This window comes from Paraburkholderia sp. Tr-20389, assembly GCF_017104565.1.
Lineage (GTDB): Bacteria > Pseudomonadota > Gammaproteobacteria > Burkholderiales > Burkholderiaceae > Paraburkholderia.
On record NZ_JAAGPD010000013.1, the window covers coordinates 35,966 to 59,886 of the forward strand.

General features: G+C 60.4%; 25 protein-coding genes. 3 read left to right on the forward strand and 22 right to left on the reverse strand.

Features of this window, described 5'->3' with window-relative positions; genetic code table 11:
• The first annotated feature begins 29 nt into the window (after positions 1-29).
• From G3N95_RS14935 to G3N95_RS14945, 3 genes are all read left to right on the forward strand, one after another.
• Positions 30-938, forward strand: a complete 909-nt coding sequence (locus tag G3N95_RS14935; RefSeq protein ID WP_205970855.1) for a hypothetical protein — start codon at positions 30-32, stop codon at positions 936-938.
• A gap of 12 nt (positions 939-950) precedes the next feature.
• Complete coding sequence (locus G3N95_RS14940; RefSeq protein WP_205970856.1) at positions 951-1,427, forward strand: polymer-forming cytoskeletal protein; 477 nt, start codon at positions 951-953, stop codon at positions 1,425-1,427.
• A 316-nt stretch (positions 1,428-1,743) separates the two neighbouring features.
• On the forward strand, positions 1,744-2,256 hold the full coding sequence (locus G3N95_RS14945) for a hypothetical protein (protein WP_205970857.1): 513 nt from the start codon (positions 1,744-1,746) through the stop codon (positions 2,254-2,256).
• A 184-nt stretch (positions 2,257-2,440) separates the two neighbouring features.
• Here the strand turns inward: G3N95_RS14945 and G3N95_RS14950 are convergent, their stop codons facing one another.
• From G3N95_RS14950 to G3N95_RS15055, 22 genes are all read right to left on the reverse strand, one after another.
• The gene (locus G3N95_RS14950) at positions 2,441-4,165 is read right to left on the reverse strand and encodes an ATP-dependent helicase (RefSeq protein WP_205970858.1); all 1,725 of its coding nucleotides are present in this window, start codon (positions 4,163-4,165) and stop codon (positions 2,441-2,443) included.
• Positions 4,166-4,175: 10 nt separating this feature from the next.
• A complete protein-coding gene (locus G3N95_RS14955; protein WP_205970859.1) occupies positions 4,176-5,006 on the reverse strand; it encodes an ATPase in 831 nt (276 codons plus the stop codon).
• Positions 5,007-5,338: 332 nt separating this feature from the next.
• The gene (locus tag G3N95_RS14960) at positions 5,339-5,953 is read right to left on the reverse strand and encodes a DUF4400 domain-containing protein (protein WP_205970860.1); all 615 of its coding nucleotides are present in this window, start codon (positions 5,951-5,953) and stop codon (positions 5,339-5,341) included.
• On the reverse strand, positions 5,946-6,200 hold the full coding sequence (locus G3N95_RS14965) for a hypothetical protein (RefSeq protein WP_241018544.1): 255 nt from the start codon (positions 6,198-6,200) through the stop codon (positions 5,946-5,948). Before G3N95_RS14965 ends, G3N95_RS14960 begins: the two co-directional genes overlap by 8 nt.
• A complete protein-coding gene (locus G3N95_RS14970; RefSeq protein WP_205970861.1) occupies positions 6,157-6,675 on the reverse strand; it encodes a hypothetical protein in 519 nt (172 codons plus the stop codon). Before G3N95_RS14970 ends, G3N95_RS14965 begins: the two co-directional genes overlap by 44 nt.
• Positions 6,676-6,684: 9 nt before the next feature.
• Entirely contained in the window at positions 6,685-8,556 is a 1,872-nt protein-coding gene (gene traD, locus G3N95_RS14975) for a conjugative transfer system coupling protein TraD (protein ID WP_205970862.1), read from the reverse strand.
• Positions 8,553-9,926 (reverse strand): TraI domain-containing protein, encoded by a 1,374-nt coding sequence (locus tag G3N95_RS14980; RefSeq protein WP_205970863.1) that lies wholly within the window; start codon positions 9,924-9,926, stop codon positions 8,553-8,555. The genes traD and G3N95_RS14980 overlap by 4 nt, the downstream gene beginning before the upstream one ends.
• Positions 9,923-10,798 (reverse strand): type IV secretion system protein, encoded by an 876-nt coding sequence (locus tag G3N95_RS14985; RefSeq protein WP_241018546.1) that lies wholly within the window; start codon positions 10,796-10,798, stop codon positions 9,923-9,925. Before G3N95_RS14985 ends, G3N95_RS14980 begins: the two co-directional genes overlap by 4 nt.
• A gap of 131 nt (positions 10,799-10,929) precedes the next feature.
• Positions 10,930-11,694: a type VI secretion protein gene (locus tag G3N95_RS14990; protein ID WP_205970865.1), complete on the reverse strand. Its 765-nt coding sequence runs from the start codon at positions 11,692-11,694 to the stop codon at positions 10,930-10,932.
• A 40-nt stretch (positions 11,695-11,734) separates the two neighbouring features.
• Positions 11,735-14,197 carry a type IV secretion system protein VirB4 gene (locus tag G3N95_RS14995; protein WP_205970866.1) on the reverse strand — a complete coding sequence of 821 codons (2,463 nt, stop codon included), beginning with the start codon at positions 14,195-14,197 and terminating at the stop codon, positions 11,735-11,737.
• A complete protein-coding gene (locus G3N95_RS15000) occupies positions 14,191-14,499 on the reverse strand; it encodes a VirB3 family type IV secretion system protein (protein WP_205970867.1) in 309 nt (102 codons plus the stop codon). Before G3N95_RS15000 ends, G3N95_RS14995 begins: the two co-directional genes overlap by 7 nt.
• Before the next feature lies 1 nt (position 14,500).
• Positions 14,501-14,854 (reverse strand): TrbC/VirB2 family protein, encoded by a 354-nt coding sequence (locus tag G3N95_RS15005; RefSeq protein ID WP_007585078.1) that lies wholly within the window; start codon positions 14,852-14,854, stop codon positions 14,501-14,503.
• 14 nt (positions 14,855-14,868) lie between these two features.
• Entirely contained in the window at positions 14,869-15,918 is a 1,050-nt protein-coding gene (locus G3N95_RS15010) for an ATPase, T2SS/T4P/T4SS family (RefSeq protein ID WP_205970868.1), read from the reverse strand.
• A gap of 343 nt (positions 15,919-16,261) precedes the next feature.
• Positions 16,262-17,554, reverse strand: a complete 1,293-nt coding sequence (locus G3N95_RS15015; protein ID WP_205970869.1) for a VWA-like domain-containing protein — start codon at positions 17,552-17,554, stop codon at positions 16,262-16,264.
• A 10-nt stretch (positions 17,555-17,564) separates the two neighbouring features.
• Entirely contained in the window at positions 17,565-18,476 is a 912-nt protein-coding gene (locus G3N95_RS15020) for a hypothetical protein (RefSeq protein ID WP_205970870.1), read from the reverse strand.
• A 119-nt stretch (positions 18,477-18,595) separates the two neighbouring features.
• The gene (locus tag G3N95_RS15025) at positions 18,596-19,621 is read right to left on the reverse strand and encodes an ATP-binding protein (protein WP_205970871.1); all 1,026 of its coding nucleotides are present in this window, start codon (positions 19,619-19,621) and stop codon (positions 18,596-18,598) included.
• Between the two features lie 265 nt (positions 19,622-19,886).
• Positions 19,887-21,218, reverse strand: a complete 1,332-nt coding sequence (locus G3N95_RS15030; RefSeq protein WP_205970872.1) for a hypothetical protein — start codon at positions 21,216-21,218, stop codon at positions 19,887-19,889.
• Positions 21,219-21,315: 97 nt separating this feature from the next.
• The gene (locus tag G3N95_RS15035) at positions 21,316-21,774 is read right to left on the reverse strand and encodes a hypothetical protein (RefSeq protein WP_205970873.1); all 459 of its coding nucleotides are present in this window, start codon (positions 21,772-21,774) and stop codon (positions 21,316-21,318) included.
• 232 nt (positions 21,775-22,006) lie between these two features.
• Positions 22,007-22,471, reverse strand: coding sequence for a hypothetical protein (locus G3N95_RS15040; protein ID WP_205970874.1), 465 nt, complete (start codon positions 22,469-22,471; stop codon positions 22,007-22,009).
• Positions 22,468-22,860 carry a hypothetical protein gene (locus G3N95_RS15045; protein ID WP_205970875.1) on the reverse strand — a complete coding sequence of 131 codons (393 nt, stop codon included), beginning with the start codon at positions 22,858-22,860 and terminating at the stop codon, positions 22,468-22,470. Before G3N95_RS15045 ends, G3N95_RS15040 begins: the two co-directional genes overlap by 4 nt.
• An 82-nt stretch (positions 22,861-22,942) precedes the next feature.
• Entirely contained in the window at positions 22,943-23,404 is a 462-nt protein-coding gene (locus G3N95_RS15050; RefSeq protein ID WP_205970876.1) for a hypothetical protein, read from the reverse strand.
• Positions 23,405-23,476: 72 nt separating this feature from the next.
• Positions 23,477-23,833, reverse strand: coding sequence for a hypothetical protein (locus G3N95_RS15055; protein ID WP_205970877.1), 357 nt, complete (start codon positions 23,831-23,833; stop codon positions 23,477-23,479).
• Positions 23,834-23,921: the final 88 nt, after the last annotated feature.

A 23,921-nucleotide genomic window follows, 5' to 3' on the forward strand; every position in this document is an offset into this window, starting at 1 on the left:
GTATCCAGACAACGAGAAGAGGTTCTTTAATGGACATTCGAGAAATCCAGCGTCTGCATGCGCAGTTCGCGCCCGACTCGATGGTGATCGACCTTCCCCGGCAGATCGCCGCGCTGCCCGCACCGGGCGACTATTCGGAAGGAGCGCGCCAATCTCCGCTTGCACGAATCGGGCAAGCGCCAGAGCACTTCGCGCGCGCGAAATGGGCAAAGGCGGGTCCGCTTGCTCGCGGCGCAGCCATCGCTGTGGCTGCGGCCGCAGTTCTCGGCATGGCAGGTATGGGCGCGGCATCGCTCTATACCAGTTACCGCGCCAACCACCACGATCCCGTCGTTGTGGCTCAACCTGAAAAACAGACAGCGTCGAAGACGCCCGCCGCCGAGGCGAAGCCAGCGCCCGCTTTTGCTGATATCGACGCGACGCCCGCGCATCCCGTTAGTGCAGCGCCGACGCTGAGCGCAAGCGATTTCGCGTCGGCAGGTTCGCTGGGTCTCACGGCGGATCAGTTCAGGAATTCGTTGAAGACAACGCCTCGCGACGACGGTCCTTCCGCCGCACCAGCGATGACCACCGAAGCGCAACGGGCCGCGGCGTCCCCGATCCATCGGGAATCGACCCGGCGCGACTTGCCCGCTTCCGCTGCTTCAACAAGCGCCACTTCGCAGTCGCAACAGGCAACTGCAACAGTCGCGGTCCCGGCGCCGGCGGCTCCCGCGCCTGAGCGCGCAAAGGCCGAGACGAAACAGACGCCGCCGGCCGCCGTAGCGCCGCCGGCTCCAGCGATCGCAACGCAACCCGCTGTAACTGATAAGCCAACGCACCCGGTACACCGGCATATCTCACGTCCGCGCCCCGAGGCTGCTGACACGGAAACGACCACCGCACCAAAGCCCGCAGCCGCGAACCGCGCAGGCTCCGCTGAAGTGCAAATGTTCTAGGACGCCCTTGACATGAAAACGGAACTCAACATCACCCTTATCTCTCCCGGCTGCACGATCACGGGCGACATGATTGTTGATCACGGCGTCAGCTGTTTCGGTCTGCTCGATGGCGGCATCGTCTCGACGCAAGGTCTCCTGCACGTGGGCAGCGGTGGCCTCGTCAAGGGTACGGCGCAGGGGGAGCACGTCCGTATCGATGGCCGCGTCGACGGCAACGTTCATGCACGCGGCTCGCTGGAGATCAACGGTCAGGTGACAGGCGACATCCTGTACTGTGGCACGATCCGGCTCGGGCCGAATGCCGCGCTCAACGGCGCGCTCAAGCGCGTGCCGCGCATGCTGACTATCGAGGCAGAGCCCATCAGCGCGGGAGGCGACCATATGCCGGAAGTTTCGACGCCTGCCCAGGGTCAGCAGGTTGAGACACCATCGGCGACGGAACGACCGGATTCGAACGTGACCGAGTTCGCACGCGTCAAGGCCTGATCTCGACCGTCAAATCCATGGCCTCCGGACCTGCCTTTCCCGCGCGAGACTGGGAATCCGCCGCACAGGAAGCGGCGTTCGAAGGCCTTTGCTTTTGCATGGTTAGCGATGGTCGCTTCGTTAACCGTGATGCAATGCCCGACGGCACGCCCCACCGCAACCGCTTCTCGCTCCCACGGACATTCTTCGCCAGACACGGAGCACGGGAGCGCGCAGAACTGATGAACCATCCCGACATTAAACCCGAACCGAGCGCGACGCAGTTGACTGAAGCTGCCGACCGGATCGCCCTTCACATCGTTGACCAAAGATAACCATGAACATCCTTCGCAAGACCCTTTTCGCGACCACGGTCGCCGGCGCACTGATTGCCGGCGCGCATGCTGCGACGACCATCGAGGTGCTGGACGTCTCGTGGTACAAGGACGGAAAGTTGATCGACGGCGCCCGCCATACCCTGAGCGGTGACGGCATGCCACCCCAACCCGCTTTCAAACAACGCGGCCAACAGGTCGGATATCTGCAATGCACCCGGACGGCGAATCAGATCGACCGTCGCGTCAAGACTGCATTCGTCGGCCGGTCGCTGGCAGTCACACCTGTAACGCTCGACGGCGACAAGGCGCATCTCATGATCTCCGCGATGGACACCGTGCTCACAGGCAAGCACGAGATCGGTACGGCCGACTGCGTCTCGGAGGTTCTCGATGTCAGCGGATACTCTCAATCGGACATTGCGGTCGACGTCGCCGACGGCAAGACCGTCGACGTTCCGTTGAGCGACCCGCATTACCAGCTTAAAGTCAGCCTGCATCACGAGATGCTCTAATTTCCGGAACGCCTGTCCTCCAATAGATCGCAGTAGGGTTTATACTTAACCCGTCTCCTCTGTGTCTCCTCCGACATGGATTCAGCCCGCCGAGTGCGGGCTTTTTCTTTTTGCGGCTCGCCAAATGAAAAAGGGAGCCAACCGATCGGTGACTCCCTTTCTTTGGGCCGGCTCAACGCGACCGCTATGCGGCCTGCTGAAGCGCCTCAACCTGCGCTTCCGTTACAAACCGCGACGCGAAATTCTTCGACGTGCCGGAAATCATCAGCGTCTCTCGCGCGCGCGTCATGGCCACATAGAACAGGCGACGCTCCTCCGGCTCCGTTGACTTTGCATCAGGCACGACGCTCTCCTCTGATCGCGCAATCCACACGTGATCCCATTCGAGGCCTTTCGAGCTGTGCATGGTTGTCAGGATGAGCGCGCCGGGCGTCGGCTCATTGTTGTTCTGTCGAAGGAACAGCAGCCGGTCTGCAAGCGTGCCCGTGAGCCGCGTCAGGACGTCGTAGGTCGCCTGAATCGTGCGAATCGCACTTTCCTTCCTGGCATACTTCAGCATCCACTCGTTCACGCCTTCCAGCACCAACGAGTAAAACTTGCGGTCGCACAGTCCGCGCCACTCGGCAAGACGTTTCATGAATTCGCGGTAATTGGTCGCTACTTCTTCCGGCAAGCCAAGCTCAACCAGTTCCGCGCGCGGCTTCTGGATCAGTTCGGCTCCCATGCTTGCATGCAACGAGCGCAGCTGCTCGGCACTCAAGCCCATGTGGGCCAGCACGGCGTCCAGGCCGGTTTCCTTCACGCGCTCGACGATCTCAAGCAGATTGCACATCAGCGCGCCCTCAGGGCGGCTCAGGACGGACGCGCCCGACGCGCGGTAGTACTTCACGCCGTGCGACCGACAGACGGCTTCCAGCGGGTCGAGGATACGGTTGGTGCGCGCAAGGATCGCGCAGCTTTTGCCCTTGGCGAGCAACGGCGCGAGCGCCTCAACGGCTGACGTCGCCTCCACATACTCATCCGCATGCCTCGACGCGAGCACGCTGCCACCGGGCCCCTTCTCCGCGCGCAGCACTTTCGAGATCCGGTCGACATTGTTGCGGATGACACGGTCTGCGGCGGCCAGAATCTCGGAGCGGCACCTATAGTTGCTCCCGAGGACGACAGGTTTCGCGTCGAACTCCTTGATGAACGATTCCATGCCCCGGTAGCCAAGCGCCTCGCGGAACGCGTAGATACTCTGGTCGTCGTCGCCAACGACCGTGACGATCGACCCCGCTTTCGCATGAAGCTCAATCCAGCGGTATTGCAGCGGATCGGTGTCCTGGAACTCGTCGACGAGCAGGTAGGTGAAGGGGTAAGGCAGTATGGTGCCGTTTTGCATGCCCTCGACCGCGAGCCGGAGCATGTCCTGAAAATCGATCTTGCCGTTTCGCGCGAGCGCTTCCTGATAGGCGTGATAAAGCTGCCCGTCTGCACTTTTCGAGTCGCACTGGCCGAAATTGGTTTTGATCTTTTCGATCGTTGGGATGACGTCCTCTGCCTTCCCGTCGAAACCAAGATCCTGCATCACCCGAATCAGCAAACCGAGCCGGTCGCCATCGCTCGCGATATCGAGCGGACGCGCACCGGGCCGTTGAAGCTGCTTGTAGGCGAGGGAGTGGAACGTGCCCGCGATCAGGCGCTTTTTCACGCCCTTTCCAGCGACCGCGAGAATCCGCTCGCGAAGTTCGATGGCCGCGTCCTTGGAAAAGGTCACCGCCCCGACCATTGAAGCGTTCTCCTGCAGCAGGAGCGCGCCTTTGGTGGCGATTGTCTTTGTCTTGCCCGCGCCGGGGCACGCAATCGCCACACAGTTTTGGCGCAACTGGGCGACTTCCCGCTGCTGGGGGTTCAATTCGTCCAGCATGCCGCCCTCCTTAAAGGCCGCGAACCGTCGTCATCAGGCGCAGGTGCGTCATGTAACCGCGCACGCCCAGCGGATTGACCTTCTTCAGGAAGCGCACCGTTTCGTCGTCCACATCCGACTGGTCCCGAATGCCGTTCCAGACCATGAAGTCGAAGTGATCCATCGCGCGGTCAAACTTCGTGATGGCCGTCAGCACGCGCATCGAAAAGCGCGAATACACCTCCACCTGCATATCGAGCGCGGGCATCGGGATCGACGGCTCGAAAACAAACTCGCCAGCCTGGCGAAGCTCGGCCTCTTTCTGCTGACGGTAGCCTTCCGTGACGCGCGTCACTTCCTCGACGTGCGCCTCGATAGCGTCGATCTGCTTGTCGAAAAACTTGTTCACGGACTTTTTGTCTTCCACGCCGAACGTCGAATCGCCAAAGCGCTGCATGTTGACGCTCATGCGATTCAGGTACGGCCACCATTGTTCAAACAACGGCTTCAGACGCGTGTGATTCAGACGGACGTGGGCCGGCACCACCGCGGCGCCGGAGAGTTGACGCTCCATCAACTGGCGGCCGATCTCACGCCGGCGCTTGATGATGGCAATGCGATCGCTCGCTGGCAGATCACGAAACAGCTTGCGCGTCTTCGCAACCTCCGCGAGCTTGAGGTTCGCCTCATCGCTGGAAATCACGCCTTCCTTGTGCAGGCGGTCGGCGTCCGCTTCCATCTGGTTGAGTTCCAGCTCGACGTCGGCTTGGCCTTCGACATCCGCGCTTGCATGCGCGTCGGGCGGAACTGCGGAATTCACAGCCAGCGTTTTTTCCAGATCGGTTTCTGCCACAGCGCTCATTTGTGCCTCTCCATTTCGTTGGTTAATCGGGCACACGAGAGACGTGTCCCAACAATGTCATTGTTGCGACGGCGAGAATGCAGGAGCGCCCGAAACAGGCACTATTTCGAGTTTCTTTTAGCGATTGGGATACGATCCCATCTCGCCACATGCCGCTCGCCTGAAGGTGCGTCGGCACCCGTCTCGCGACAGGTGCGGATGGAGGAATCGGGGGAGATTTGGTAGAGAAAACGGCGGGGCGCGGCGTCCGCGTTAAAACGCGTTAAGGCCACTTCTGCGGAAAGCCCCGGAAATTTATATGTCTTTCCGGGGATCAGATTACAACATCCCTTCTATCTGGATGACTGGAATGACTCTGCAGCCTTCCAGAGCAGTGCGCCAAGGAGCGCAGCAACCGCGAGCCAATAACCGGCCAGCACGGGAACCGGCGCGACGAGAACGCCGAACAGCGTACCTGTTACAAGTAGCAGGCCATGACCGGCCAGGTGGAAAGACAGCGGGCTGACGAAACCGGCGGCGGAAGCCTTGATCTTTCGTCGCGCCGCTCCGTCGATAAACATGCCGAACGCGAACAGCAGTGTACCGACGATCCACATCTTCATGACCATCGCGCGGAACATCATCCGGTAGGCCAACAACCAGAAATTTTCCGTCCACGTGTGGGCGAAGCTGGAAAATCCGCCGTCGTTCAGGGCACCGACATTGCCAGACGCGGTGAGCGTGCGGTGCACGATGCCGTTGTCGACGAACGAACGCCGGAACAGGTCGTTCGCGGACCGGATGGCTGCGTCAGCCCTCTCCTGTCCGACCGATGCGACAAGCGACTCAGTTTCTGCGTCGGGAATCTCGAAGAGTGTGCGGTCAGGGATCGCCGGCATCACGGCGATCGCGAGCACCGGGACCAGCAGGAACCAGACCTTGAGGTGCGAACCGAAACGGCTAGCCATGGTGCAGAAGCTTCACGATGAGTAAAACGGGGATTGCGGCCGTAGCCAGCAGGCCACCCCAGAAAAGCTGCGGGCGATGCAGACTGATCGAAGCAAGCGCGTAGCAGCGCGCGCCCGCGCCCCACGTGAACTGCTCGGGCGGCGTGGCGCCGGGCTCGTCGAAGGCGCTGGCGGTATCAAGCGCACGCCGCGCCATGTCGACATCAACCCGCGACAACTTCGCTATGATCGTAGCGGTGAGCGACATCGTATTCCTCAAAGTATCGACGGAACGCTTCGCCTTGCAGCACGCGTGACGCCAGTTGGAATGCTGCGGTGCGCTCCGTGATGTGTTCCGGGCACCGCTCATCAACCATCTCAAATTCGCAGTTCGGATGCCGCTCCTCAAAGCCGGGGATCGACTCCAGCATCGGACACCAGACGATCAGCTTTTCGCCGCGACGCGCGACGTAGCGGCGCGCGTAGAGCGACTTGGCGGGTTCGAACAGTCCCTGCATGAATGCGACGTGCTGATCACCCGTGCGCTTCGCCCTCTTGAAGCTGCTCAATGCCGATTCGATCATTTCGGCTGCTAGCGGCCCCTTGTCTCCGAGGAAGCGCTCACCGACAAAGTCGGCTACCCGCGAACACGCGAGCTCGAGATCGGGCGCGACGTTGAACACAGGAATCAGCTTGTGCGACAGCTTATGGTCGCGAATGACGTTTTTGAATACAGCGGACATTTGTTTATTTCAGCCTTCGATGATTGGAATTCGGCCCTGATACACGGCACCGCCAGAGATACGCATGAAATATTGCAAATTCGGCAACTTGAGAATAATTGGCATCGGGATCAATGGCACTTTCTCCAGTTGCAGGGTGCGCGACTGTGACCCGCTGAACTCCATCGCATGCGCCTCGGTCGAGGTGTTCGTGCTGTTCGAGATGTTGACCACCCGAATCGCTGTCTCCCCCACCTTGTCCGAAAACCACTTGGCGGTATCGCTATCTTCCAATCTTAAAATTATCTGGTTGTTCAGATTCCCCAAAACCTGCAGCATTTTCGCCGCGTTTCCGAGTTTTGCTTCGAGGTCAGCCCGAGCCTGAAATGCGACGAACGCCTTGAAGCCCGCACCGCGACCCTTGTTCAGAATCTGGATCACCTGTTCGTTGATCGCCTCCGCAATCTCGTCGATGATCAGAACGACGTCAGGCTTCTCGGCATAGAAGTTGTAGATCGAACCGCAGACGGCCGCCACATCCGATAGTGCCATTGACGCGATCGCTTTCTGAACGATGTTATTCGACAGCGAGTCAAGGCCCATGTAGAGGACGGCCTTCTGCTTGATGATCTTGTCGATGTCCCAGATCTCTCGGTCGTCGTCAAAGTCATCGGCCTTGGGGGCCAGCATCAGGCCGGTTTCGCCAGTTGCGAGCATCTGCAGCAGCGGCAGTGCGGATGCGATGATCCGCATGTAGTGCTCGCGGTCATGCGTATGGGTTGCGATCAGACCGTCGATAGTTTCATGCCCGCGATCGTTGGCCGCAAACTGATCGTTGTACAGTTTTGCCATCCCGTCGACCAGCGACACGTCGTTCTTGCGTACCGAGTCTTTGACCGTCTGCGCGACCGTCAACTCTTCCCAGTTCGACAGCCCGTTTTCAACGAAGAAGCGACGCAGGCAGCGGTCCAGCAGCGTGCCGATGCCCGACTGCGCATACTTGAGGATCGAGCGCAGATTCGGCTTGTCGCCAACGTACAGCTCCCCTTTGACGGCGCGGTCGATAAAGAGGAACGCGAAGTCGCGAAATGGCCCCTCCTCCATCAGCTGCGCGATGCGCGACGGGATTTCCGATGGCTGCGACCAGTTTTCCAGCGGGTTGAGCCGGATCGACTCATGCGGCTTGGCCTGATTGAAGTACAGGAATTTTCGGCCGGCGCGCGCACATTCCTTTTCGACCCGGTTCTTCCAGTCATCGTCGTTCTTCGGATCAACAATGATCAACACGTCTTTCGGGTTATGAATGACCTGCGTCGAGATGACCTCATACGTGCGCGTCTTGCCTGAGCCCGTTGTGCCGCCCACGAGCGTATGCCCGCCCATTGCCTTGTAGTGGAACGGCACGCGGACCTTCTTCGGTTCCATGCCGTGAATCCACGATGCGCCTTGCGGCATCCGGTCGCGAACGCTGTCACGCGGCGCGAAGATGCGCTCGATACGCGCCTCGACTTTCCGCCCCGCCTCCGTCTTGTTCAACCACTTCGGCAAGGACGGGATATCGGTCACGGGCATGCGCAGGATGTCGTGAGCGATCTGCGTGTGCTTCTGCGTCCACTCGAAGCCGGTGCCGAGATACATTGAATCCTCGCGTGCGCGCATCTGGCGCTGCGTTTCGAGCAGTTTCGCGATGATGATCTTGCTCAGCCACTTCGTCGAAATGGCCATGCGGAAGCTCAGTGCGCGCCAGACCTGTATCCCCCGGATGACCAGCATGACGAAAGCCGCGAGGGCGAAAGCCCAGCCATACGGCATCCCGGACACGAGAATGCCGACGATCGCTACAGGCCATATAAGCAGCGGCCGGAATTCGTAGATCGGGCGGAAATGATTGATGTAGCTCATGCGGCGGGACGCTCCATGATTAGACGACCAGCTCGTTCGACGATGCAGATGTCGTTGCCCGATGCGCGCAGGAGGAGCGCGCGTTTGCGCAACTGTTCGACGAGCGTGTCGCTGGTCATCCCATATGCGCCGACCAGGCGCTTCTGCACCGTCAGGCCCTTATCTTCCCAACTAACTTTCGCTTTGCCCGAGGCGACGTCATCCGCGAGCGCGCGGAAGAACTCGCGCATCATGGCTGAGCCAGGACCGAGTATCTCGTTCAGTTCTTCGTCCGTCGGGCCGGTCCGCGGACCTTTCGGTGCCGTCGGTGATGTCTTCATCTGTGACGGGTCGATGGCAGCAGGGTTTGGCGCATCCATGGCCGTTGGTGAGCCTGCCGTCGCGGCGGCCGGCTGCGCCTCGCTCCGTTGGAGCGCGTCGAGCAGCGACTGCGAAAGCTGCGGTGCGCCCGGTGCTGCCGGAGATGTTGTAGCAACCGACCCGGATGGCGAGACGTCTGTGGAAGGCCCTGGCGCCGTGGCGGGCGCGGGCTCCGGAGATTGAGGAGTCGCGGCCTGCGGCGTCGCCTGAGAAGTCGCCGTAGCGGGACTGGCAGCTGCTGCGACGGGTGCTACCTGCTGAGGCTGCAGTTCGAGGGCGACGTGGACTGCCGACGGCACGTCAAATTTGACGGGCGCAAACAGCCCACGTTGCGCCTTGCGCTCAAAATCAACTGCCACGTCCATCGCCTGACGCACGACCTTGTGAACGAGCGCCTCGAAACCCTGCGGACTCCTGTCGGGATTGATCGCCCCAAACAGGTCTGACAGCACAGCGTTGTCGAGACCGGAAAGCAGCTCAGGCGCGATCACCGTCCGCGCAAACATCGCCGTGCGCATCCGCTCGCCCTTGAGCGGCACGGCGCGACGCTGGACGAAATATTCGCGGTCGCCGACCCACTCTCCAAACGCCCCGTGCGCGGCAGGATTCCACTGGGCATTGTCCGACGCGCGCACGAACTCGAAGTGCCTGCACGGTTCGTCGAGCAGCGAGCACACAGCGGCCAGAAAAACCGCGTAAATGTACTGCGGTTCAAGCCGGCGGCGCTTCTCCGAAGTCATGTCGGCAGCAAACTTCTGCCCACCCGCGAGCCGCATGGCGTAGAAAGTCGCTTCGATGGTTGCGCGGAACGCACCACCCGGCTCAGCATGCAACTCAGGCGTGAGCGGCATCGACGAAAACCAGGCGGCGCACCGGCGCAGGACGGACAGCCACTTCCTCTCGAATTCCGCCTCGGTGCTCTCGTTGGCACACTGCCGCACAAGCTCCAAACGCTTCTTGTGTGTCTCCAAAAGTTCGGGACCCGCGATCGGGCGATGGGCGGCGGTCATGGGATGAAACTCTTTGCCAGTTTGAGCGCACCCGTTCCGGTTGCTCCTGCACCGCTGCCGAACATCCCCGCCAGCTTCGGAATCTCGAAGGCCAGCAACAGGACGAACACTGCCAGGTCAAACGCGTAAGCGCCCGTCACCGTGGCGCCACTCGCAGGTGTAGCTTTGCTAACGGCATTCGCGATGTTGGCGCCTACCAGCTTCACGAGTACGGCAACCATGACGACATACATGCCCGAATGAATCATCCAGTCGAGCCATCTCATAAAGTAGTTGCGCGTGTAGCTGGAAAAACCCAACGAGATTGCGATCGGCCCGAGAACGATACCCACTGCCGCCTGAATCTGCCCCACCGCACTGAAATACGCGAAGACGATGGAAGCGATCAGGATCACGATAAACGCGAGGAGCAACCCAATCGCGTCGACCATCGTCCCTGTGATGTCCGTCAGGAGCTTGATGCTCAGAACGCGGTTCTTCAGGGCGTCGTACATGGTCCCGGCGAGTGTCGCAAGCTGCGTGGAAATGCTGTTATCGGCGCCGCCCGATATGTGCGACGCGAGTTGATCGAACCACGTCCAGAATCCCGTCGCAGAAGTCGAATAACCGAGGTACAGCGCGACGAAGATGCCGAGCACCGCCACCTCCTCGAATAGGTTCACCCATGCCGCGACGGGATGATGCGTACCCGAGAAGCGAATGCCGACCAGCACGAGTGAGATGACGCCCAGGCCCCATGCGAACTTGTTTGCTTCCGTCATCACATTAGCACTGGCGTCGACAGCTGCCGGAATCAGGTTACCGATCAGCGACGTGATCTGATTGATCGCGTCCGTAGAGCCTTTCGTAAAATCGCCGTTCTGGCTCGTCAAAGGCTGTGCGGTAGTCGTCCCGGTGGTGCCCGTTGTATCTGCAAACGCTGTGGACGACACGAACGCTGGCAGAAGAGCGCAAAGCACGAAGACCAGCCTACGCGATACACGCATTAAGAACATGCTCATGCTCATTGGCCGAGAACCTTGGACGTGCCGATCGTGGCGTTGTAGGTAGCGCGTTGTTGATCCAGTTGGGTCTGCAACGCCGCCTTCGCCGTGTTGCTTGCCTGATCGTCCGCCGTCTTCTGGGCCTGCACGACGCTATCAGCCTGTTGCTTCGTCGCCATCATCTGCAGCATGTCGCTGTTCTGGCTTGCGACGATATCCAGCATGTGTGTCGTGAGTTGAGCCGTCGCTTCAGCCGTCGGCGACATGTTCAGCTGGTCCTGGATCTCCTGACGGCGCTTGGCGAGCACGCTCACGTGCGAAATGACGTCATTGCCCTGCTGGAAAAGCTGCTTTGCCGTCTGGTCGTTGTTGCTGATGAGGGTCGCCTGATCATTGAACCACTGCGTCGTGGACTTGCCCGACTGCGTAATCAGGGCCTGCACTTTGGTCGCGTACTGTGCGTTCGATTGCAGGCCACCATACAGCGCCTTCATCGTGTCCGTGTACTTGTTCAGCGTGTCGATATCGCCGGAGATGGTGCTAGCCTGCGCCGCCATCGCGGCCGGATTCAGATTGGCCGCCTGTTTAAGCTGGTTCAGCATCATCTGATACTGGTACGTGAGGTTCGTATCCTGATAGACCTCTCCTTTGACCGCGCCCATTGCCGTCAGCGTGTTCTGAATGAAATTGGTCGGATCGAAGACGGGTAACGTCGCATCGCTTTGCTGGACGAAGCCGAAAGTCACCGTAGCAACTGCCACGACGGTTCTTAGCAATTTTTTCATGGTGAGAAGTTCCAGGAGTAGGAGTTAGCGGATCGACGGGCTACGCGTTCGCAGTCACGTCGCGCACGTATGCGTCCTGCCAGTTGTCGACGCCCGACTTGATATGCTTGTCGAGCAGCGCCTGCGCACGGCCGTCTGAGCGGAGGTACGCCAGCGCCTCTTTCGTGAAGGCGGCCTGCAACATGCGGGTCTGCGTGGATGTCACCCACAGGTAGTCACGGTTCGGTACCGCCTCGGCGATCATCTTGATCTGGTGCTGGGTCAGGCCAAAGATGTCGCGATACAGCGCCTGGTTGTTGATCGCGTCGCTGTTGGGCAGATAGATGATGTTCGGTATGTTCTCTTTGAGAATTTCGAAGTCCGGTACGCGCGCAAGCTGCCCGAGCGACTGCGTTGCCATCAGCAGGGCCGCGTTCAGCTTCCGGATCGTCACAGCCCAGATTTCCAGGCGCGCATAGAACTTCGGGTAAGTAAAGAAGAACCCGGCCTCCTCGATCTCGATCACGGTATAGCGCTTGCCATCCAGAATCTGCGCGATCCGGTAGAAGGCATAGTCCATGAATAGCGCGGCGGCAACCGGGAAATTCTGGAACAGGTCGCCCATTTCGATCGACAGGTCATCGGAGAGGGAGAAGCCGTCCTCGACGTGATCGAAGAAGTGACCGTTCTTTTGCCCCTCTGTCCATAGGACCAGACGTTCGCGAAGTTCCTGGGGCAGCAGATTCGTCAGCCTGGACAGCCGCCACATCTCTGGCGGAAAGCCGCGTGCGAGCGTGCGGATGCGGTCGTAGATCGTGGCTTCATCCTCCGGCGCGCAGGTGTAGTCATCGCCTTCAATAACAAGCGTCACCCACTCGGCCACGTACGACCAGTGCTTGCTGTCGCCGATAAGCGAGAGCGGGTTAACCGAGGTCGCGGCCTCGAACCGGCCTGTCGCGTCGATGAAACGGCCGCCGCCGAGCAGCGTCGGAATGCGCGTCGAGCGGTCCTTGTCGAAACGGATACGGCGGGCGTCGTGTCGCCCCGTCTGCGACATCAGGAAATTGAGAATCACGGACTTGCCCGCGCCGATCGGTCCCACAACGAGCGTGTGCGCCTTGCCGCCCGGATGGTGCAGATCGACGTTTTGAAGCGTCTTGTGCCGCGTCGGCAAACAGGTGAGCGGGCCGATGCGCTTGCCCGACTGCTGGCTCAACCACTCATTGACAGTCGAGCCCTCGCCTACGCTGCAGATGGGCGCGATATCCGAGACTGCCGGCGTCTCGACAAACTGCAGGCGCTTCTGCTGATCCCAGCGTCCAGGCAACGTCGACGCCCACGCGGCGAACAGGTTGTCCTTTTCCGGAAGCACACCGAATCCGGCGTTACCGATGACCCCGACGACCTGTCTGGTTGCGTCCTCGCATTCTTTCTCCGTGCTGCCATACACGATCACTGAGATATTCGCGAAGCCGTACTGTTGACCCTCGGCATCGAGTTTCGCGAGGGCATCGCTGGCTTCCTTCGCCAGCATCTCGCGACCCTCATCGTTTTTCTGCTCTTCCTTCGTTGCCCATTGCTTGATGATGGCAACGGGATTGAACGCTGCGACCTTGTAGAAGCCGCGAATCTTCTTGATGTAGCTGCTCGCGCGCGAGGTGTCGAGGAACCGGAACATGACGCATACATCCAGTTCCGCGTCGACCTGCGACAGCACATCAAGCGCGGCTTCCCTGAAACCGTTCCACTCCTTGACACCTAGAATGCGCGCGTACACCTTTCCATGCGCCGACTCGAACATGAGTTGTTCGGAACCGATCGTCACGATCGTTTCGGTCAGATGCGTGTCGAGCATCGTGACGGGATACCGGATGCGGCGCTTCGGCGTGCTCGGATTCGCGCGCTGATGGAGGAACGAGAGCGCATTCTGCAACTGCAGGCGCTTCATCTTCAGGCGCGTCACACCGCCCACGAAGCTGTCGATGACCGCCTCGAACCGCTTGATCTCGTTCTGCAGTTTGGTCAGATCAAACACGAACGCGCTACGCGCGAGAATAAGATCCTTCCCCGCCTCGAACATCGCCGCGAACACGTTTTTGCCACCGACCGACATGTGATAGCCGATCTTGTCGAAGATTCGCGACAGCCCCGTTTCCGGCGTGAACGCCAGCGCCATTGAATGCGAATTGCGAAAGAACTTGCCGCTGCCGATATTGGCCTGATTGATGGCGTCCACCTGCGCGTCCGCTTCCGATGCGAAGTCGCCGTCGATCCCGCCTTTCACGCGGCGATGCGATACCCGCCACCATGCCGTAACGCGATGATCGAAGTTCTTGCATGCGTGGTCGAGGTTGTCCCGCGCGGCGGTGATGTCCGCAGGATTGGGCGTGTCGGCGTCGATCCCCTCAAACTCGAATAGGGTGACCAGCGATCCGTCCTTGTCGAGCACGAGTTCGGGCGTGACGAGCGTCATCCATGGGGCGATTTCCTGAACCGCGCGCTTGGTGAACGACATTTTCAGCATGGAAGATCCTGATCGAAGCCATATGGGCGCTTGAACCGTGCACTGAATTTCCCGTGAGGCTCGGGCTCATACACGTCGGGATAGCGGTTATAGACGAGCATCACAAGGCGCCACCACGGATCTTTCGAGCTACGCCAGCGCAGATAGAAATGCGCGAGGACACCCAGCACGAGGAAGGACGGTGTCCAGCTCGTATAGGTGAGCAACGCGGTAATCGTGCCGTTCAGGATCGCGAGCATGCGGTCCGCGCCGCCCATCTGGCGGGGCAGCGAGAGTCCGCGGCTGACCTTGTGTTGGCGCATATCAGCAGGCGACGGCCATGTGGAAGTGATCGCGCATGATCGGCACAGCAACGGATGCGATACCTAGACCGATCAGCACCACAGAGAACGTCTTTGCGATGTTGCTTTCCGAGTTCGCGACGGCGACGCCGCCCAGCGTGATCAGCACGATACCGATGCCGTACAGGTACGGGCCGCTGATGAGGTTGCTGATCGTGCAGATGATGTCGGTCAGACCGGTCAGCGACGAGTAGTCGCCCGCTGCCATCGCCGCTGCCGATGCCACGCTCAGCAGCGCGCCGACAATCATCGGCTTGCCCGGTCGCAGCTTCTTCGCCACCGCGGCAGCCGTACTGAAAAACCTTCCTTGCTTCATTTTTGATGCTCCCGTTAAAAAACCCGTCGTAGGTCGTAGTCGTTGTTGCGAAAGCCCCGGATTTCGAGGATTTCGGATATGTGGCGCATTTCCCCCGTTCGTTTGAAATGCACCACGTAGTTGAAGCAGTCGGCGATGTTCTTGCGCATATCGCCCAGTTCCCACCGCGATCCAGAAGGGATGCCGAGCATGGCGAGACTTTCGAGACGGCTGAGCGCCGTGCGCGCGTTGTTCGCGTGGAGGGAAGCAAGGCCACCGTCGTGGCCCGTGTTGAGCGCCTGCAGCAGGTCATAGCCCTCGCCGCCGCGTACTTCGCCGACGATGATCCGGTCAGGACGGAAGCGCAGGCACAGCGCGACGAGAAGCTGCGTCGTGACGTTTGTATCCGCGTTTGACAGCAGGCGCACGCGGTTCGGCACCTGCACCTTCAACTCCATCGTGTCTTCGATGGTGATCACGCGCTGGTCCTGCGGGATCACACCAACGAGCGCGTTGAGGAATGTCGTTTTACCCGCCGACGTGCCGCCGGCGACGAGGACATTTTTGCGTGACTGGATGAGCGCCTTGAGCGCGCGGGCGAGCGCTTCGTTTTCGATGCCCTCTTCAAAGTGGATAGCCTCTGCTTCGAGCGGGCGCGCGTTCGACCTCGCGAATGCGCCCACATGCACATAGTCGTCGAGGTCCATCTTCGACTCGCGGTGCTTCCGGATACTGAGCGCGTGACCGTCGATCGCGGTCGGATTCATCACCGCAGCGATACGCAGGTTCTTGTGACCGGCGTTGATGATGCCCTTGTCACTGCCCGCCCGCGCGGACTTGTCGACGGACGATGCCAGCGAGTGAATCGCCCCTTCCAGATGCTCTGGCCTCAGATCGATGTTCACACGCGACATGACGCCGCGATGTTCGATCCACACATTGCGATAGTCGTTGACCATGATTTCCGCAATGTCCGGTGCGTCAAAGTATTCCTTCAACGGCGCGAGCGCCTGGAAAAACATATCGACGGCACCCGCTTTGAGCGGCTGCAGCTTCAATACCGGGTTGTCGACAAGCTCGGACATGCGATGCTCTGATGGCGGTCTAACATGCGACTATTGTTCTGTCTGGCTTGCGCAGGCGGGCATCAAAAGGCTGGTGAAATTACGCGGCTTTCTCGCTTCGACCCCACCCCTGAATCCGTGAGCCTGTTGCCGACGACGAGAGAGGGCGCCAGCGAAATGTCTGGCCTCGACGGACTTCTTATTACGCGTTAAAGCCACTCCCGCAGAAAGACCCACGAAATCGTGTAGCTTTCCGACCCACAGCCTAGGAAACACCCGAAAACCGCTAAACCAATGGACGAAAAAAAACCCGGCACATGGCCGGGCTTTGTCAGAGAGAAACGCTTTCGTCGGAAAACCGGGTTCAGCAGATGACTTCAACGGTTTCGCCGCAAGGCGCACGGCGTGCGCGCGTAAGCGGTGTCGTCGAGGCCCACAGCACAGGGTAATGCGGCACGGAGGCCGGAAACTTCCCGTCCATGTCCGTCAGGTAGACCAGAAACGCGGGATTCAGACCGTCAGCTATGACGCGGTTGAAAGGATCGGTGAATGCTGTCCCTCCCCCGCCCCGCACAGGTTTGATTTCGGGCGAGTCGCCTCGCTCGAAGATCTGCACCTGCGTCACGCGTACATCGCAGTCCATCACGATCAACCTTGCTGGCCTGAGCGTATGGAACACCGAAAGGATCTCGGCATCGAACTGCGCCTGCGTTTCGTCAAAAACCGAACCGCTGGAGTCGCGCACGAACACCGCATCACCCACCGCCGGCGTGTGCAGGGAGGGCAGATAGAACCCCAGATGCAGGTATCGGCGATTCGGCTGGGCGAAGCTGTAGTCCGTCGGCGATGACTGTTGCGCGAAACGGTGAAGCACCGCGCGCCAGTCGACAACGGGCCGTACGGCCTCGCCGGCCATCGCCTGCAGGTCGCCCGGCAGCTTGCCGCGCATCTGCGCCGCTTTTGCGGCCTGCACGACAGCAACCTTCCACTCAGCTTCCTTCACAGGCTTATCAGTCCCCGAGTACTGGCGGACCTCACCACACGATGGGCCAGCTGACGGCTCTGGATCACCCTGTCCTCCACCTGTCTGCGACTGTGGATTCGGAGCCCCACCTTTGCCGCCGCCATTCCCGTCTGGCCCGGACGACTGGCCCTGCGGTTTGGGTTGCTGCTGCTGGGGCTGCTGATCGGGTTTAGGCTGCTGATCAGGTTTGGGCTGTTTCTGCTTTGCCTCCTGCGTCAGAGCGCCATAAATCTCTTCAGCCGACTTTCCGGCAAAGCGTGCGTCGTTCAGCGCCCCCCTCGGCAACACAAAATCCGACGAAGTGAGAATCGGAGTGATGGCGTATTGGCTTGATTCGCTCCACCGACCGGCCTCTCGCGCGCCCTGACGCCAGCAATGACCGTTGGCCACCTGCATGACCTTCAGCGCCAGCACGCCCCGAAGTTCAAGGTCGCTCAACTTATCGACGTATTCGGGGTTATAGCCCAACGACTCCCCGTCTACCCAGCATTCCTTCGTTGAACGGTCCTCAACCATCTTCAGACGCAATGCGAGCGACCCGAAAAACGGTTGGGACAGAACGAGCTCAGTTCGCTGTTTGGCAATGCGCGGATGGACCGCGCCATTGCCAGCTACCGTCACGGTGCGATCCATAAGCGCCCCCTTAAGCAACGAGGCGCAACTGCGCGCACTGGTCCACGGGCTCGATCTCCGTTTCCGGCGTCATGCCCATGAACGCAGCCATCAGCCCCTCGATCTCCTGTGCCTTGCTGGCCACCTGGGAACGCAGGACATTCGACTCCTTCAGATCCGCACCCGTGTGAACGGCGAGATGCGTCTTCGCCTGATCAAGGATGTGCGTGAGCTTCGGATCGTTGGAGAAGTTGAGCTTCGGCAGCAACGCGCACAGGTCGCGCACGTTATTGGCCACGTCCAGACGCACGTTGCCCGTCGCATACAGCCGCGACGCCATCTGCGAAACGGCCGAATACATCCGTTCGACGAGATCCTCGTTCGCGGTCGCGATCGATGCCAGCACGTGCTCATCGAGTTCGCTTTTCAGCGTCGTCAGCACGTCTGCAGGCAGGTCTACGCCGAACTGGCTGGCGTCAGGAAACGGCAGAACGGCCATCTTCACGCCGAACTTGGAGGACAGTTCCGCGAGGGTCGGATAGTCCGCCTCGTTGAACAGGCCGTTCAGTTCCGCGCGGGCGCGCTCCTTCAGGTCCAGGTAGTCGGTCAGAAACACGGACACCGCCAGATCGAACTCGTCTTTCATCGAGCGCATCCGGTCGGCGAATTCCATGTAGATCATCGTCGGCAGAAGCCGCACCCCAAGCTGGTCGTACTTCAACGAGTGATCGTAGAAGTATTTCCGGATGCGGCCGGCGAGCGTCACCACCTCCTGAAAACTGGGGGAGTTTTCGGGCAGCAGGCGTTTGTTGAATCTGCCGATGCCCTTTGCATGGTGCTTGTTCTCGACCTCTTCGGTGGCCTTGCCGTCGAATCGACGGGCAACCCACGTGGAGATCGTGACCGAGCAGAGCATGACTTTCGACTGGATGTTGGTGTTCATGAGAAAACTCCGTATAGAAAATGAATGGATGAGGCGAAAAAAATGGCCCTGCGTGTCCTCGCGGACACGGCAGAGCCATGAGTGATGAAGCTGAGAAAAAAGTGGAATGGAACGGCGGATCAGTCGCCCTTGATGATTGCGCCGATCTCGCCGCCCTGCGCTCGGATAAAGGCGTAGGAGTTGGCTATTTCCGGCGTGCGCTCCAATGCGTCACGCACGAGTAGCGCCGCGAATTCGCGATGCCCCGCTTCGATCATGCGTTCCGTATAGGTCACGACACGATCGAAGTTCGCTTCCGTTGCGCGCGCAGCCAGAGCGGTTGCGATTGCGTAAAGCGTCGACGGCGTCTGAGGGATCATCGCCTTGTCGGGGGTAGCCAGAAGCGCATCGGGGTTCGGCAGTTCGCGGTAGATCTGCAGGAAGCTGACAAGCTCGGTTGCAGCGCCTTCGCCCACCGATCCCGCATGCGAGATGTGCTCCAGGTGTTTCGGCACCAGACCCATCGTCTTCGCGACGAAACCCCAGCTGCGGGGACTCGGCGTGTTTTCGATATCGCGTGACGTCTTCTGCACCGAGAGCAGGTCCGGACGGAATCGCAGGAACGCGATAAGTTCGGGCGGCACATTGTTTCGCACAGCCCACTTCGTCCAGCCGTCGATCGTCGCTTCCAGCTCGACCACCGTTGCGAAACGCGAGATGACAGGGTCAAGAATCCCCGTCACGCCTGCGTTGTCGGTCCGGCGGTTTGTCGCGGCAAGAAACGTCACGTGCGGCGGCAAGACGTGCTCGCCGATACGGCGGGCAAGCAGCAGTTGCATCTTGGCGGCCTGAACGGCGGGCGAGGCCTGCCCCAGATCGTCCAGAAACCAGATGAGCGGGCGTCTGGCCTTCATCGCGCGTTCGAGATCGCCGAACGGCAGGAACTTCGCGTTCAAGCCGTCGGGCGCCGGAAACGGCAGCCCTTTCGAGTCGGTCGGATCTTCAACAACGGGATGGCTGATGAGCAGTTCGTGATCGGTTGCGTGCGCGACCTGTTCGACGATATCGCTCTTGCCGATACCCGGTCGACCGGTAATCAGCACCGGCAGGCGCTTCGGGACATACAGCGTGAGCAGTTCGGTCAGTTGTGCGGGCGTAACTTTCATAATGGCTTTCCAGAAAAGAAAAAGCCCCGAAAGGACTACGCCCGTAGGGACGTGGTCCCTGAGGGGCGAGAAAAGGATGCCGATGAATCGGCGGGTCGATGCGTCAAAGACGCGGGTGAAGTCCTCAGTGTAGGGAGCGCGCGATTGGCGCAATGCCTGAATCGTCGCTTTTTCGTACTGTCTTATGTGGCATGTCGCGAGGTTCACTCTTCGGGCAGACGAAAAAAACCCGGCGCGAGGCCGGGTGTGTTCAAGGAAATGGTGATCAGACGTGATGGGCTACCGGCGACTGTGCGTAGACCGCCGGATGAATCCCGGCGGGCATGCGGGCCGCGTGCGTGCGCACGAGCAGCTCGCGAGCCTCACGCGTCCCTGCAGCGTCCCACTCAGACTGGAACGCCTCGCCGAACCCCGCCAGCGCAAAAATCGCCCGGCGACGGGCAGCAGCGCGCACGCCGAGCAGCTTCACCCCGAATACCTCGCGCACCGTTTGCTTGGAGACGCGATTGCGCTCATCAGGACAGTCCAGCAGGTCCAGCAGAAATCGCATATCGCCGCTGTCGATCGCTTCGGAGATTTCGTTACCGAACGCAAACGTCTCGCGACCATGCTCGAGTTGCGCAATCTGCATTCGCTGGTCGAAGTGACGTTGCGAGATGCGTTTTTCCGCACGCTCCTTGCGCAGCTGCGTGACGGCCGTATCGCGCCGGTGATCTGCCATCCTGCTGCGGTAGACCTCCGAGAACTTCGACACGGGTCTGCCAAGCGGCTGCGGGCTCGCGTAACGTTCGGGCAGGCTGTACGGCTCCAACAGCCCGTGACGCAACAGCAGGTCATCGACCTCGACATACGTCGGCCTGTTCGGCGCCAGTCGCATCACCATCGCGAGAAGTGCAGCGTTCTGCGACGTTATGCCTCCCTTTTCTCGCGACATGATGCTCGCGAGAACGCGCACCTTGTCAGTAGACATCGCACCGCGCAGTTCCGGTACGGACAGCAGCACCTGGCCCCACGCCATGTCGGTCGAAAGCTTCTCCGGCAACTCGCGGTATTCAGCGAGCACCGCTTCGGGGACGGGAAAGCCCTCAGCGAGCGCGTACGCAACGTGCACTTCGTGCCGTCCGTTGCGGTCGCGCGCGCGGCCATATTCCGGACCGGCGTAGCGAAAGCCGAACCGGCGCTCGCATTCGGCCTGAAGCAGGTCATGCAGGCCGAGATTCCCTCGCCCGTCCGAAGCTGCGTCGATCTGGTCCGACGAGAAGATGAGGCGCGGACTCGACGTGAGGTCGAACGCGTCGTAGAGCAGCTTCCAGTGCGATCGACGGATCTGCCATGCCGCCTGCATCACGCCGTTCGGCCGGAAGTAAGCGCCATCGATCTCATCGACCATGGACAGGAACACGTCGCGCGCCGTGCCGGGACGCCGGACAGTCAGGCTGCCGTTGTAGCGGGTGACGTCGACGGGTTGGCCACCGTGCAGGAGCACTATGTCTGAGGATTCAACGGAAGAAAGGCGGGAATCGGTTTTGAAAACTGCCAGCACTTCGAGCAGCGTACCGAGGAAGAGCTTCTGATCAGCAAAGGAAAGGTGATACATCGTTGATTGCTCCGGGAAAGACCTGCGGGCAATCGTTCCCTGTCGGGCCGAATGCCCGCATAGGGATGAGCGCCAAGCGGCGCGAAAAATGGAAGTGTTAAGCGACGTCGAGCGTGTGGGCGATGAAGCGCGCGAGATCCCACGCATGGTCGGACCTGAAGACCTTTGCGCGTAGCATCGGCATCACCGCATAACCGCGCCGGTGCGAGTGCGCCGTCTCGGTTCGAGATATCCAGTCGACGTTAACGATCCAGCCTTCCGATCGCCCGATATCGACGGAGACGGCGAGCCGGTTCCATACGCTGTCGTCAGGCCAAAGTCTCGCCAGACGCGCGCCGCTCGTTTCCTCGTCGGCGTCGTCCAGCGTGTTCGCCGGCGCAAGCCATTCAGGTTCAAGCTCGGTCCCGTACAACGCCTTGCACAATGCTTTAAGGACATCGCCGACCGTCTTTCCAGCAGTGTCGAGTCGCTCGCGAGCAGGCGCAGGACTCATCGCGACGCCCGCAGCGGCAGGAACAGCGCTAGCCGTGGCCAGATTCAGGGAAACCTGTTGCATGTTGAATCTCCAAATACAAACGCGCCCGAAGGCGCGTCAGAATGTCCGATAGACGAAAAAAAACCGCACCTAAGGTGCGGCTTTACTCTTTGGACGTGGCCCTAGGCCGCGTCGTTAATCATGTTTGCCCCATTCGCGCTCACGATCGCGCTTGACACCGTTGTTGTTTGTCCAGAGAAAGAAGGCTGCAATGGACAAGCCCAACACGAGCGTGATGATACTTGCAGTCATTTCAATCTCCTTTCATTGCAAGAAACCCGACGTACCACAATACTACCCCAACTACGAAGAGACTCGCGGCTCCTGCAATTGTCGGCAGATCGGGCGTCGTCGCTGCGTGCACGAAGCCCACGAACCCGCCCAGTGACGCGGCAGAGAGCGTATGCAGATAACGCGCATTCTGCTGTCGCTGATCTTTCGTCGGAAACGTGATGGCATTGAAGACGCGCCGGAAGCCCGGTTGCGGCTCAGATGGTAAGTCCACAGTGTAGGAGCCGTCGCCGGCAACCTGAACGGGCAGGACGAATCCGTCAAAAAACAGTCCGAATGCTGGTGAGCATTCCGACTCGTCCATCGTCCTCAACATCGCATGCAGACGCGGAGGCAGCGTCACCTTCCCCGTTTCCGGGTCAAGTGTCACGCGCTCCGTGATCGTTGTGCCGCCCGTGTACTCGACCTTGACCTTCGCCAGTTTCATTGACGACCTCTCGAAGAGGTGTCGATGCCACCCGCCAGACGCAGGCCATCGAGAAAGGACTCGTAACCGCGGGCCGATTCGATCTGCTCAATCGGCACGTAGTTCTCGCCGCCGCCGGTCATGTCACCTCGACCGCGACGTGTGCGGAAGCTGAACGCCACACGCTGCTGGCACTGATGATCCAGCACGTCGACGAAGAGCGTATCGGTACGCAGTGACACGCGACCCGGCAGATTGCGCCGGGACGGCTGAACGACGATTTCATGGGAACGCAGACGCAGATCCTGCGCGACGCGTCGAAGGACGCGGGTTGCCTGCTGCTGGAGCGCCGCTTTCGCGCCCGCACCCGCCGAGCGGCGGTCAGAGTAAAACAGTTTCGGGAACTTCATGATTTGCCTCGATGAGACGAGGCGGCTCCCTTGCGGGGGCTGCCCCGCAAGGGAAACGCGCCGGTTAGGGCACGCAAAAAGATCAGTGGGTAATCCGGTAGCCGGACCCACTGGAAACGAGATAAACGTGCTCGCCGGGGACGAAACGCTGGTCGTCAACCTGCGAGACGACAACGGTCTGACCGTTGGCGCGACGCAGGAAAACTTCGACGCCACTGTGACGGGACATAGCCACGCTCACATGTTGCGAGATGAAGCCCGCAGCAGCCCCAGACAGCGCGCCCGAGACATACCGGCCTTTCCCGTTCCCGATGACCTGGGAGCCGAGAAACGCGCTTGCCGCCGCACTGACGATCGATGTCAGCCCCGAGGAGTCGGAACTGGACTCGATCGTGATCTGACGCACGCGCAGGATCGTCGCCTCTTCCATCTGGCCGAGATGCTGCACGTCGTAACGCTGATACGTATTCGGCGAGCCGAAATCCGCGGTAGCGCACGCTGTCAGAAGTGACAGAAGAACGACGCTGATGATGAGCTTGAACATGGTGGTTGCCTCAACGAATTGATGAGCAACCGACCCGTCAGGGTGGTTGCCCTGACTGGGAAGAAAAGTAGTTCAGTGGTCAGCGACGAGGCGAAGACGCGAGCTCGTCCTGTTCGGCACTGCCAGCGCACATGCGCTGATGAGCGCCGCGACCGGTGTGAGAACGAAGACGAACCAGAAACCGACGCCTTGCACGAACGCGCTTCGCGCATAGCCGTCCCCACTGAGGGACTCGACCATGAACGAAGCAAACGACAGCTGGTGAGACGCGACCTTTGCGAGATACGCATTGAGGCCGGCAGTACCGGATGTCTGCAGCAGATCCAGTTGAAACTGCTGTTCGAGCAGGCAGCCATAGATGACCAGTGCGCAGCCAATTGCAGCGAGCGCACCCATGAGAGCGGCTACGACGTTGAAGCGGTTTGACATTGCAAGACTCCAGCGAAACGGGAGCCGGGTCCCGTTGGGATGGCTCCCAACGGGATTGGATGGGCTTCAGGTGACAGGCACCTGAAGC

Bases quoted from the DNA above. Each gene is read 5' to 3' on its own strand.
- G3N95_RS15000 (WP_205970867.1), bottom strand. From the start codon at position 14,499: ATGCGCCAACACAAGGTCAGCCGCGGACTCTCGCTGCCCCGCCAGATG.
- G3N95_RS15020 (WP_205970870.1), bottom strand. From the start codon at position 18,476: ATGAACACCAACATCCAGTCGAAAGTCATGCTCTGCTCGGTCACGATC.
- G3N95_RS14995 (WP_205970866.1), bottom strand. From the start codon at position 14,197: ATGCTGAAAATGTCGTTCACCAAGCGCGCGGTTCAGGAAATCGCCCCA.
- G3N95_RS15045 (WP_205970875.1), bottom strand. From the start codon at position 22,860: ATGAAGTTCCCGAAACTGTTTTACTCTGACCGCCGCTCGGCGGGTGCG.
- G3N95_RS15010 (WP_205970868.1), bottom strand. From the start codon at position 15,918: ATGTCCGAGCTTGTCGACAACCCGGTATTGAAGCTGCAGCCGCTCAAA.
- G3N95_RS15015 (WP_205970869.1), bottom strand. From the start codon at position 17,554: ATGGATCGCACCGTGACGGTAGCTGGCAATGGCGCGGTCCATCCGCGC.
- G3N95_RS14990 (WP_205970865.1), bottom strand. From the start codon at position 11,694: ATGAAAAAATTGCTAAGAACCGTCGTGGCAGTTGCTACGGTGACTTTC.
- G3N95_RS14955 (WP_205970859.1), bottom strand. From the start codon at position 5,006: ATGAGCGCTGTGGCAGAAACCGATCTGGAAAAAACGCTGGCTGTGAAT.
- G3N95_RS14970 (WP_205970861.1), bottom strand. From the start codon at position 6,675: ATGTCCGCTGTATTCAAAAACGTCATTCGCGACCATAAGCTGTCGCAC.
- G3N95_RS14940 (WP_205970856.1), top strand. From the start codon at position 951: ATGAAAACGGAACTCAACATCACCCTTATCTCTCCCGGCTGCACGATC.
- G3N95_RS14945 (WP_205970857.1), top strand. From the start codon at position 1,744: ATGAACATCCTTCGCAAGACCCTTTTCGCGACCACGGTCGCCGGCGCA.
- G3N95_RS14950 (WP_205970858.1), bottom strand. From the start codon at position 4,165: ATGCTGGACGAATTGAACCCCCAGCAGCGGGAAGTCGCCCAGTTGCGC.
- G3N95_RS15055 (WP_205970877.1), bottom strand. From the start codon at position 23,833: ATGTCAAACCGCTTCAACGTCGTAGCCGCTCTCATGGGTGCGCTCGCT.
- G3N95_RS14935 (WP_205970855.1), top strand. From the start codon at position 30: ATGGACATTCGAGAAATCCAGCGTCTGCATGCGCAGTTCGCGCCCGAC.
- G3N95_RS14965 (WP_241018544.1), bottom strand. From the start codon at position 6,200: ATGTCGCTCACCGCTACGATCATAGCGAAGTTGTCGCGGGTTGATGTC.
- G3N95_RS15040 (WP_205970874.1), bottom strand. From the start codon at position 22,471: ATGAAACTGGCGAAGGTCAAGGTCGAGTACACGGGCGGCACAACGATC.
- G3N95_RS14960 (WP_205970860.1), bottom strand. From the start codon at position 5,953: ATGGCTAGCCGTTTCGGTTCGCACCTCAAGGTCTGGTTCCTGCTGGTC.
- G3N95_RS14980 (WP_205970863.1), bottom strand. From the start codon at position 9,926: ATGACCGCCGCCCATCGCCCGATCGCGGGTCCCGAACTTTTGGAGACA.
- G3N95_RS15030 (WP_205970872.1), bottom strand. From the start codon at position 21,218: ATGTATCACCTTTCCTTTGCTGATCAGAAGCTCTTCCTCGGTACGCTG.
- G3N95_RS15025 (WP_205970871.1), bottom strand. From the start codon at position 19,621: ATGAAAGTTACGCCCGCACAACTGACCGAACTGCTCACGCTGTATGTC.
- G3N95_RS15005 (WP_007585078.1), bottom strand. From the start codon at position 14,854: ATGAAGCAAGGAAGGTTTTTCAGTACGGCTGCCGCGGTGGCGAAGAAG.
- G3N95_RS15050 (WP_205970876.1), bottom strand. From the start codon at position 23,404: ATGTTCAAGCTCATCATCAGCGTCGTTCTTCTGTCACTTCTGACAGCG.
- traD (WP_205970862.1), bottom strand. From the start codon at position 8,556: ATGAGCTACATCAATCATTTCCGCCCGATCTACGAATTCCGGCCGCTG.
- G3N95_RS15035 (WP_205970873.1), bottom strand. From the start codon at position 21,774: ATGCAACAGGTTTCCCTGAATCTGGCCACGGCTAGCGCTGTTCCTGCC.